Annotated in this window: 7 protein-coding genes; 3 read left to right on the top strand and 4 right to left on the bottom strand. The window is 45.1% G+C overall.

Annotated features, from left to right (window positions below):
- Positions 1-555: 555 nt before the first annotated feature.
- From EV213_RS16875 to EV213_RS16865, 3 genes are read right to left on the bottom strand one after another with little or no spacing between them, the layout of a single operon-like run.
- A complete protein-coding gene (locus EV213_RS16875; protein WP_133581738.1) occupies positions 556-3,141 on the bottom strand; it encodes a DEAD/DEAH box helicase in 2,586 nt (861 codons plus the stop codon).
- 27 nt (positions 3,142-3,168) lie between these two features.
- Positions 3,169-4,278 (bottom strand): ABC transporter permease, encoded by a 1,110-nt coding sequence (locus EV213_RS16870; protein WP_133581737.1) that lies wholly within the window; start codon positions 4,276-4,278, stop codon positions 3,169-3,171.
- Positions 4,275-4,982: an ABC transporter ATP-binding protein gene (locus tag EV213_RS16865; RefSeq protein WP_166639372.1), complete on the bottom strand. Its 708-nt coding sequence runs from the start codon at positions 4,980-4,982 to the stop codon at positions 4,275-4,277. The genes EV213_RS16870 and EV213_RS16865 overlap by 4 nt, the downstream gene beginning before the upstream one ends.
- A gap of 392 nt (positions 4,983-5,374) precedes the next feature.
- On the opposite strand from EV213_RS16865, the gene EV213_RS16860 reads away from it, so the two are divergent.
- The 3 genes from EV213_RS16860 to EV213_RS16850 are packed head-to-tail and all read left to right on the top strand — an operon-like array spanning position 5,375 to position 8,411.
- The gene (locus EV213_RS16860; protein ID WP_133581735.1) at positions 5,375-6,157 is read left to right on the top strand and encodes a hypothetical protein; all 783 of its coding nucleotides are present in this window, start codon (positions 5,375-5,377) and stop codon (positions 6,155-6,157) included.
- Entirely contained in the window at positions 6,154-7,383 is a 1,230-nt protein-coding gene (locus EV213_RS16855; protein WP_133581734.1) for a glycosyltransferase family 2 protein, read from the top strand. The genes EV213_RS16860 and EV213_RS16855 overlap by 4 nt, the downstream gene beginning before the upstream one ends.
- A complete protein-coding gene (locus EV213_RS16850) occupies positions 7,380-8,411 on the top strand; it encodes a hypothetical protein (protein WP_133581733.1) in 1,032 nt (343 codons plus the stop codon). Before EV213_RS16855 ends, EV213_RS16850 begins: the two co-directional genes overlap by 4 nt.
- Positions 8,412-8,877: 466 nt before the next feature.
- On the opposite strand, the gene EV213_RS16845 is transcribed toward EV213_RS16850, so the two are convergent.
- Positions 8,878-10,293, bottom strand: a complete 1,416-nt coding sequence (locus EV213_RS16845; RefSeq protein WP_133581732.1) for a VWA domain-containing protein — start codon at positions 10,291-10,293, stop codon at positions 8,878-8,880.
- Positions 10,294-10,503 lie beyond the last annotated feature (210 nt).

Below are 10,503 nucleotides of genomic sequence, written 5' to 3'. Positions count from 1 at the left end.
GCCTAAATGGAGAAGAAGCGAGCCTAAATGGAGAAGAAGCGAGCCTAAATAGGGAGAGAGCGAGCCCAAATGAGGAAAGCGAGCCCAAAAAGACCTGAAGCGAGCCTAAATGGAGAAGAAGCGAGCCTAAATGGAGAAAAGCGAGCCTAAATGGAGAAGAAGCGAGCCTAAATAGGGAGAGAGCGAGCCCAAATGAGGAAAGAGAGCCCAAAAAGACCTGAAGCGAGCCTAAATGGAGAAGAAGCGAGCCTAAATGGAGAAGAAGCGAGCCTAAATGGAGAAGAAGCGAGCCTAAATAGGGAGAGAGCGAGCCCAAATGAGGAAAGAGAGCTCAAAAAGACCTGAAGCGAGCCTAAATGGAGAAGAAGCGAGCCTAAATGGAGAAGAAGCGAGCCTAAATGGAGAAGAAGCGAGCCTAAATAGGGAGAGAGCGAGCCCAAATGAGGAAAGAGAGCTCAAAAAGACCGGAGCCCATTATGCTAAATTAAGAAACATGCCTTAGAGAAATCAGACATGGAGGCTATCCCAAGGTCATAAGGATAGCCTCCATTAATGTTAAAACAGCAGCTCTTCAAATTCTTCATTGCTCAAATTCGACAACCAGGAATCGAAGCTTAGCAGGTCATCTTGCAGCTTTTTCTTTCGTTGAATGACTTCGTCAATTCGTTCTTCCAACGTTCCTTGGACGAGCATACGATGGACGTAAACTTCTTTCGTTTGCCCAATTCGATGTGCCCGGTCAGTGGCTTGATTTTCCACAGCTGGATTCCACCAACGGTCATAATGAATGACATGCGAGGCACGCGTCAAATTGATGCCAGTGCCACCTGCTCGAAGGCTTAGGATAATGAGAGGGTGCTGGCCATCTTGAAAGGCTTGGATCATCGCTGCTCTCTGGGAAGGGACGGTTCCCCCATGCAAGAAGGGAATGCTTATCCCCCATTGTTCTTGCAGCACTTGTTGCAGCATCGTACCCATTGTTCGAAATTGGGTAAATAAAATCGCATGTTCGTTTTGTTTTTTTATGTGAGAAAGCAATCGCAATGTCTCATCGGTTTTCAATGAAAGACCTTCTTGATGCTGTCGGTATTGTGATGATACCAAGCCTGGATGATTACAAATTTGCTTTAATTTTGTCATCATTGCGAGAAGGACGCCGCGCCGCTTAATGCCCGTTTCACTGGACACAGCTTCTCGAGCGGTGTCTGCCCACTGTTGATACAGTGCTGCTTGAACGGGCGACAGCTTACATGCAATGGTATGTTCTTTTTTCTCAGGCAAGGCGAGCTCAGGCAACCCCTTTTTTGTTCGTCGCAACAGGAATGGGTGGATGAGGGCTTTCAGATCTTGGATTCGCTTGTCATAACCGAACTTTTCATATGGGACGACAAACCGCTGTTGAAAGGCCGTTTGTGTCCCGAGGTATCCAGGGTTCACCAAATCCATTAGTGACCAAATTTCACGCATTCTGTTTTCCACAGGCGTACCGGTTAGTGCGATCTTTTGCCTGCTGGGTAGACGCTTTACAGATTTTGCTTGACGGGTAGACGCATTTTTAATCGTTTGGGCCTCATCGACACAAATGACAGACCAGGTGATTTGTTTGAAAAGTTCTTGATCTCTTGATGCTAAGCCGTATGTGGTAATAATGACATCGTAATGCGCATCTACGTCTTGAACAAAATGTACGGTGTTCCGTTTTCCCCCGTGATGAACATGTACCCGTAGCGAAGGGGCAAATCTCTCGAGTTCGTTGGCCCAATGCGAAAGCAATGACGCTGGCACAACCAATAAAAAGGGATGGTGTGCTGAATCGTCAGAAGAAGCTTTTAAGTAGGAGAAGTAGGCAGAAACTTGAACCGTTTTCCCTAAGCCCATATCATCGGCCAAACATCCGCCAAACCCCCACTGCCAAAGCTGTGCCAGCCAATCCACCCCTTGCTTCTGGTACGTTCGCAAAGACCCAAGAAATGTGGATGGAAGCTTGACGGGTGGTGATGTTCTCCCTCTAAGCTGTTGAATAAATTGACGATAATGCTCAGGAGTAGACGCGCTTAAATGCAATTCAACGTCATCGAAGGAGTCCCCATCGCCCTGCGAAGTCAACTTTCCGGCAACGAGGTCCGCCAGTGGAACACCAGATTTTTTAATATGACGCATGCGTTCTTGAAGCTTTAAAAGTGCTTTTGGATCAATTAAAAGCCATTCATTCTGAAACCTTACAAGCCGGCGTCCTTCTTCAACAAGCTGGTAAAAGGTCGCTTCATCTATTGATCCGTCTTCAATCGCCAAGGACCAGTCGAATTGGAAATAGGCATCTGCCCCTATGGAAGAGGTCGCCTCACCAGCAAATGGTTGAAGTTCAACTGCAAGCTGAGGTGCCCTTGTTCCTTTCCAGCCAGAAGGGAAGAAGACAGGAACATCAAGCTCTAAAAGCGTGGGGACAGTGATCTCCAAAAAATGAGCGATGGCTTGATCTGATAGCTGATGTGTATACGAATGCCGAGACAATTCAGTCCATGCATAAAGTGTGTCCATCATACGATTTAGCAGCTGAGGAGTATACCAAGCACGCCAGGATTCAGGAAGTTGTGTAGCGTGCGAGTCTGCTGGCAGAATCGTTTGCTGATCTTCTTTATCTGTTGCCACCGTTTCTATTTTCCAAGTGGACGTACCGTTTATTGGTTCATGCAGTCGGAGTCCCAATTGAAAGGGCACAGACGTGATGGCTTGCTCTGGCAAAGTTCGTAAAGAAGACCGTCGCATGCGCTGCAAAGCATCGTGCCAAGACCATTCCGCCTCACTTGCAGATGTTTGTGCTTGTAAGTCTCCCGTACCAAGTGCTGAAACAATTCCTGCTCTTTTCTCAAGTGAACGAAGGGAATCTCCCTTCCGTATGTCCATCATAGCTGGTTCTTTGCGGAGAGCAAGAAAATCAAACGCTGCTTCAGGTGTAAGCCGAACGCTTTTCTTGTCTGGAGATACATCAAGAGCTTCCCCATAAAAGGATGCCCGGTGCCAGGTAAACAACAAAGAGACCCAGGCATTAGAGAATTCTTTTTCTAATGGTTGAGTGCAGTGCAGGTGGACCCCATACTCATTATCAAGTGTAGCTTCTAGTTGAACAGTCAGTAGTTTCATACGTATGATCACTCCGGAAAACAAGCATTAAAACGATAAAACGAACAAGCGCCAGCAACCTATAAGAACGAGCAGCAATGCACAAGGACCAACAAAGGCGAGGACCAGCTGTTCATGTGCAGCGTCCTTAACCTTTTTCGTCGTAAAAAGCATTTTCAAGAAAGGCTGTTCAATAAAATATCGCCAGACGGCATTGATAAAATGATACACAGCAATAAGCGTACCTATGCTTATGATGATAGGAACCCAAGATGGCAACATAATGATACCGACGCTGCCAAGACCAAGGATCGTAATGAGAAGCAGTAGCAATTGCCAGTGGCGTAAAAGCCATTTAGCAAAAATATGCTGAAGAACCTTTTCGGGTGCCTTCGATTTGATTGTCCATGAAGAAAAGGCCATCGGTTTAACAACCGGTTTTAAATCGCTAACGCCAGCTTTTTTCATGCTCGATTGTGAACCGATAAAGATCATCTGTATAAATCGAGTGGCTTGCTTTTCTTCGTAGGCCAGCCAAGACATAAAGGGATCATTACTTTTTCCTCTCGTAAACCTCCAGCCGTAAATGACGCCGAGACATAGCGCTATTGCGCCACCAATCCATGGTTTTCCAATGAGCGCACATAGAAGCGGCAATGCATATAAAATGCCACCAAGTTTTTCATGGAAGCGTAAATGAATGTAGGCGATCCGGTAAAGTTTATAGGCGAAAATCATTGAAAATAAAAAGGAAATATATGGAGGTTCATAGAAATGCCAAAGAGGCAAAAAGAAAAGCAAACAAAGCACAAGCTTTAAAAGTTCGAAGCGGACAATATGGAACTTTCCTAAACGAATCATGCCTTCGGAAAACGAGCGTTGTCTTGCTAAAAACAACACATCGGCCTCTTGAAAATGACTTCGAAAGCTATTTGTTGAAACGATCGCCATGAGCACTAGACTGACGGTAGCGACTGGAAGCTCTTGCAGAAAATCTGGGGGAGAGATATAGATCGTTCTCCACTGAATCGTTCCGACGACGAGCAATGGAATTATAAAATAGACAGCAATGACCCAATCAAACAGAAGTTTGAACAGCCCCCATTGCTTCTTCCGCCACTCTTTCATCCGTATTTGATATAAGTGACGTACGTTCATTTGTCCTTACGTCCTGTTTGATGCAATGTTTGAAAGCAATCAATTAAGCTGCCGTCGGGAAGGTTTGCGACGCGCTGCAATTCGTCCAGTGGTCCTTCGGCGAGCATTTTGTTCTGCCCTAACAGAATAAACGAGTCGCAATACTTTTCAGCAATATCGACGAGATGAGTGCACATTAACACACTCCGTCCATTTGCCACTTCCTCTGTCAGTAACTCAAGTAGCGCATTGTTCGCAAAAGGATCTAAGCCCATAAATGGCTCATCGACAATGAGCAGGTCGGGCTGTGGAAGCATCGCAAGAATGATCATTAGCTTTTGCTGCATTCCTTTAGAGAATTCATTCGGAAAACGATGAAGTGCTTCTTCCATCTCAAAACGGCGAATGAGCTCATCAATTGACGTGTCCCATGCGTTCAGTTCAAAGGATGCTGCACAGAGCTCTAAATGTTCCTTAAAGGTAAGCGTATCATAGACAATCGGTCGTTCAGGAATATACCCAATACGAAGCCCATCTCGTTGATGAAGGGAGCCATCTGACCCTTCATGAAGACCTAGCAATCGTTTAATGGTCGTCGATTTGCCCGAGCCGTTTGCCCCCAATAAGCCAATCCACTGTCCTTCTTCGATCGTAAACACAACATTCTCTAGAATGGGCGTCTTGGGAGAATAGTATATGGAACGAAAATCTGCTTGCAGTAGCATAGGGATGCTCCTTCTCATTTATCGAGTGTGAATACAAAGTCCTATGTTATCTCATATAAACGCTATGTTACACTGTTGTGGTAAATTATAGCTTCATTTCCTATACGTATAAATACTTCAATGGGTAAAAACACGTATTCCCTCATTATATCCGAAAACGCTTGATCATTCATAGGTATTTGATCTAAATTCATCCGAACGTTGGTTGGAAGGGAGTTATGAGCTTACGCTGCAAGCCCTCATTACTCCTCATTCTTGACCGTGTGGAAGGCTTAGCGGGTTTAATGAAGCACGATGATTGATCTGGAGCCTACGCACGATCCAACCCTTTCTTAACTTCAAAAGCTGTTTTCATTACGTGAACTTATTACTAGAAAAGGCAGGTGACTCGCATGAAGTCTTTTTCCACGACGTTTGCGATTCTTTCAGTGCTTACTTTTTTAAGCATTACAATGCTGTTGACGCTTTCGGATGGGGTCCTGTTTTGGATTGATCTCGGTATTCTTGCTGTATCGATCGTAAGCATGTGCTTGTTTTCAACGACAAAAAATTATTTATTCTTACTTGTTGTCAGCTTGACGGTAGGATTTAGCTTTACGTTCTATGCATTCCTAACGGACAGCAGCCCAGAGGAACAGGTACAATACATGCTTCAAAACGTTTGGGTAACGGTGTGCTTGATTCTGTTATGGCTACTGAGCAGCCACATACGAAGGGTCTTTGAAGAGAACAAGCTGCTCCAGAACAAAGTCATAGAGCTGCAAAAAGTCGATCAATTTACAGGCTTGCTGTCACCGCAAGAGTTTTCCAGCCAAGCCGCCATTCTCTACAAGGGTTCAGCAAGGAGAAATGAAGCGTGTTATTTGATGACCATTGTGTTGTTGCAACGGGTGTATACAGATCGTGCTCTAACAAATGTTATTTCAGACACTCTTTTGGATACGCTGCGTGCGGATTATGATTTGATAACTATGTCTGGTCCAACGACATTTCAAGTGTTTTTGCAAAACACGACAGATATGGGGTGTGAGAGAGTCGCACAGCGCATGCATGATGGGCTCCGTCCAAAAATCAATGCCGTTCAAATCCCTATTCAGACAACGTTTACAAAGGTGGATGATGCAGTGATCCTCTCCCTAAAAGAGATGTCGTTACGAAGGGACAAAGCGCAATGAAAATCATCTTGATTATCATCATGCTTTTTTTCTGGATCCTTCTCCTTTATTATTCTGCCCTAACAGTCGCCGGCATAGTGCAGCGGATGAAAAAGAAGAGAATCATTCGTTTAGACACGTATCCATCCGTTGCCGTCTTAATTCCTGCCCACAATGAAGGAGTTGTTATTCAACAGACATTAGAGGCGATGATGAAACTCGAATACCCTGGGGAATTGTATGTGTATGTGCTGGACGATGCATCATCTGATGAAACAGCTGAAATCATACAGTCTTTCAGCTCAATGTTTTCAAGAATTCAATATGTCCGTGTGCCTCCTGGGTCTCCAAAGGGCAAATCTAGAGTGTTGAATTACGGTTTATCGATTACGTCATCAGATTATTTTCTTGTGTACGACGCCGACAATCAGCCTGAGAAGGACGCAGCGATTCGACTCGTTGAAGCCGCAGAAACGACAAAAGGAGCTGTTGGGGCCGTTGGGTATGTGAAAACAATCAATGAAACGACCAACGTCTTGACGCGAATGATTGCGCTTGAGTTTCAAGTGTTTCAGTTGCTTATGCAAGTAGGACGCTGGGCATTCTTCAAAACGGGGTCACTTGCAGGGACAAATATGCTTTTGAAACGATCGGCCATAGAAGAGCTTGGCGGCTATGATCCGTATGCGCTCGCAGAGGATGCTGAGCTAACCATGCGAATTACAGCAGCAGGGAAAAGGCTTCCTGTTGTTCCAGAATCGCGTACTTGGGAGCAAGAACCTGAAAAAATGAAGATTTACATGCGTCAGCGAACCCGCTGGCTCACAGGAAATTTGTATTTACTCGAAAAAGCATTTCATGAGCGTTCGTACTGGAAAGGGCGCACGCTTGTGCATAGCCTTCAGCATGTGTTTACGTATTTTTTATTCGTCCTTTTGCTGTTGGCATCAGACATTTGGTTCGCTGTTGGATTGTCTGGTTTGGATTTGTTTTCTTCCAATTCGCCACTTTTGCTGCTGTGGTTTATGAGCTATCTTGTGTACACTGCGCAAATCATGAGCGCAATGGTCATAGACCGAACGGCAACGCCAGCAAATTTGCTTGTCGGTGTGATTATGTACTTCACTTATGCCCAATTGTTCATCGTCCTGTTGTTTAAAAGTGCATGGAGCTACTGCTGGAATCGGCTGCGAAAACGTACGATCCAATGGGATAAGACGCAGCGGTTTAAAGGGAAACAACAATGAGACGACAGGCGGTGATTGGTCTCGGACTCGTTGGTTTAACCGCACTCATTGTTCTAAGCTTGTGGGTTGCCAATACGCCAGAGACCTCTGTTATGGACACGGTGAAGACTCACTATCGCAATGCGGATGGTCTGCTTCGGACATATGGAAAAGCGGATCAGGAGGTTCTACTCTCAGAGAGCATTGGTCTGTATATGGAATACCTCGTGCTGAGTGGAGAAGAGCAAGCCTTTGCGGCTGAAGTGGACAGTTTGCGTGCGCATTTCCTTGTCAGGGTGAATGGGCAGACCTATATCCAATGGAACCTTCAAGAGGGCACGGCAACAGGAGCCCTCGTTGATGAGCTTCGTATCATTAAAAGCCTTGAGAAAGCTGCCACAGCATTTCAAAACGATACGTACGCTCAGCTGGCAAATGAATTGTATGCTGCAGTTAAGCAATCGTATACGAAGGATGGCTTACTTGTGGATTTTTACGACTGGTCCCTCGAACTGCCAGCAAGCACGCTGCATTTGAGCTACATGGATGCAGCATTTCTACAAAAGCTCGGCAGGTCGATGGAGGATTATACAACTTGGCTCCAACGAAGCGCGCAGGAGGCGGCTCCGTTTTTCGCTGAGGTCCTTCACAAAGGTGAGCAGGCAACGCTGGATGTGGCTGATGAAGACATCGTTCATATGGTCGATCAGCTTCTCATCGCAAAGCAGTATTTGCATATGCATCAAGCCCCTCCAAAAGCCTTTGATACGTGGTTCCGGACCACTTGGCAGGAGCATGGTCAGCTTTATGGTCGTTATGATCGGACCACAGGAGAGCCGGCTGTTTCGTACGAATCAAGCGCCGTATACGCCTTAGCGTTGCAGTATTTTTTACAACAACAAGACATGCAGCTAGCAGACCAACTGTATAAACGATTGATTGAGCAGCCACCGTTTACAGCAACATCGTTTGCTGATATTCATTTTTTTGACTACATCTATGCACACATCGCGAAGGAAGCATACGTTCAGCGAGCTGCAAAGGAATGACCACTTGTGAACAAGCAGGGCTTGGGATGAATTAACTTTGCAATTGCATGCTGGTGCTCGAAAAAGGAAGGTTCGTGCGCGAAAATCCGGTGTTGCTGCTCGAAAATGGAGTGTAAGTGCTCGAAAAATCGATAGTGTTGCTCGAATTCAATGCCGGTGCTCGAAAAAGGAAGGTTCGTGCGCGGAAATCCGGTGTTGCTGCTCGAAAATGGGGTGTGAGTGCTCGAAAAATCGATATTTGCGCTCGAATTCGATGTTGGTGCTCGAAAAAGGAAGGTTCGTGCGCGAAAATCCGGTGTTGCTGCTCGAAAATGGGGTGTAAGTGCTCGAAAAATCGATATTTGCGCTCGAATTCGATGTGGGTGCTCGAAGGTTGTGAAAAAGGACTGCCCCTAAAAGTCATAATGAGACTTTAATGGCAGTCCTTCTTTAAATGCTATGACTCAACAAAAAGGACAGACTGCCCCTAATTGTACTTTTCCATCATTTCATCTCCTTTTTCATTAATAGCATCTCTGAGAGAATCACCTTGTTCATCCAACGTGTTTTTGTAAGAATCGAAGAGGTTGTCAAAATAATCGTCAAGAATCTCTTCTCGTTCATTAATCATGGCTTGCACCTTTTCATCTATCTCACCTTTTAAGCGATTGCCTGTATCTAAAGCAAAATGTGCATCATTTAGGCGAACGTGCTCGTCAAGGATAATGCTGTCCACGTCAACTTTCATATCAAGTAAATTCCCTGATTTCTCAGACTCCTCATCGTACACATTGCTCCAGTTTTCATTTTCCCAATCGTACCAAGCACTCCAGAGTCGTTGACGCTCATCTTCCCAGAGTTGCAAAAAATCATCTGAATTATTGACGGTTTCAAATTCACCACCGCCTGCTTCAGCAACTGATTGGAGCTGATCTTTTGCTTCTCTGTCAATATCGAAACCAATGATGTTGATCACTGTTTTGGTTGAGTCGCTATGTGCGTTTTCGGCAGCCTTGATTGGATCGCCCCCGCATGTTTCAAGCCCGTCACTCACGACGTACAATATATTTTCAACATTTTCGCCTGTTTCTAATTGTTCAGCGGTATCTGAGATGGCTCTTGCTAGAGGTGTCCATCCCGTTGGTTTGAAACTGTCAAGGGCATCTTTAAAGGTGCCACGATTGTAGGGCTGTAGCTCATAGGCCACCTCAGTATTGCTACAGGATTCTCTGAAATCCGCTTTATCTACGCTTCCTTTACTTCCATACACACGAAGCATAACGTTGACATCCTGGGGCATATCAGCGAGGAATTGGTCAATAGACTCTTTAGCAAGCTGCATTTTTGTAGCGCCATCGACTTCTTGGTCCATGCTTTTGCTTGCATCGAGGAGAATGATCACATTTCGATTTGGGATGACAAGCTCGGACCCGTCGATTTGCATTCCCCCAGGGGTGTTACTTACTTCGGTCGTAATATTGGGGTTGAATGATTCGAAAAATGAATAATACTCCTCGTATCGATTGCCCTCACCAATCATGCTAAGAAGGTAGTTGTAAACTTCTCGAGCGCTTTTGTCTCGAAACGATTCTTGATCAAGCGCATCATACAAAAGCTCTTCGTCATAATTTTCGCCTGAAAGTGATCCAGGCTCAACTTCAGCGATATCAGGAATCGTGGTTGCTGGAGGCGTGTCAGTAAAGGCGGATTTCTTTTCAGCATCTGCCTCACTCTCAGCAACGGGTTCTGCTTCATTGCCAGCATCCGCGCGGACAGCTTTACCATTTATCTCTTCGTCATTAGTGTCAGCGTTGGCATCGCTAGAAGACCAAGGTAGCATTGAACAAGCACTCAACAAAGTAATGGTGAACATAAGAGAAATTATTCCAAATACTTTTCGCATTTTTTCCTCCTTTTAGTCCTTTTTTTAAGATTAAATGATGAAATTCACCCCTTTATTGTAAATTTTTATTGTCCAAGTATAGCGTCGCTGGAAACTTAATGTAAAGGAAAAACCTGTAACGAATGTGCTATGAAACAGACCGATACAAGGGCGTCAAGTTCTTAGAAAAAGACAATGATGCTATGATCTTCGGCAACCGAATGACAACGT

The sequence above is a fragment of the Aureibacillus halotolerans genome (genome assembly GCF_004363045.1).
GTDB classification, from domain to species: domain Bacteria; phylum Bacillota; class Bacilli; order Bacillales; family DSM-28697; genus Aureibacillus; species Aureibacillus halotolerans.
This window is presented reverse-complemented; position numbering and strand designations above follow the sequence as displayed.

What these genes read in the sequence shown, in the direction of transcription:
- EV213_RS16860 (WP_133581735.1), top strand. Translation starts at nt 5,375, where the DNA reads ATGAAGTCTTTTTCCACGACGTTTGCGATTCTTTCAGTGCTTACTTTT.
- EV213_RS16870 (WP_133581737.1), bottom strand. Translation starts at nt 4,278, where the DNA reads ATGAACGTACGTCACTTATATCAAATACGGATGAAAGAGTGGCGGAAG.
- EV213_RS16850 (WP_133581733.1), top strand. Translation starts at nt 7,380, where the DNA reads ATGAGACGACAGGCGGTGATTGGTCTCGGACTCGTTGGTTTAACCGCA.
- EV213_RS16855 (WP_133581734.1), top strand. Translation starts at nt 6,154, where the DNA reads ATGAAAATCATCTTGATTATCATCATGCTTTTTTTCTGGATCCTTCTC.
- EV213_RS16865 (WP_166639372.1), bottom strand. Translation starts at nt 4,982, where the DNA reads ATGCTACTGCAAGCAGATTTTCGTTCCATATACTATTCTCCCAAGACG.
- EV213_RS16845 (WP_133581732.1), bottom strand. Translation starts at nt 10,293, where the DNA reads ATGCGAAAAGTATTTGGAATAATTTCTCTTATGTTCACCATTACTTTG.
- EV213_RS16875 (WP_133581738.1), bottom strand. Translation starts at nt 3,141, where the DNA reads ATGAAACTACTGACTGTTCAACTAGAAGCTACACTTGATAATGAGTAT.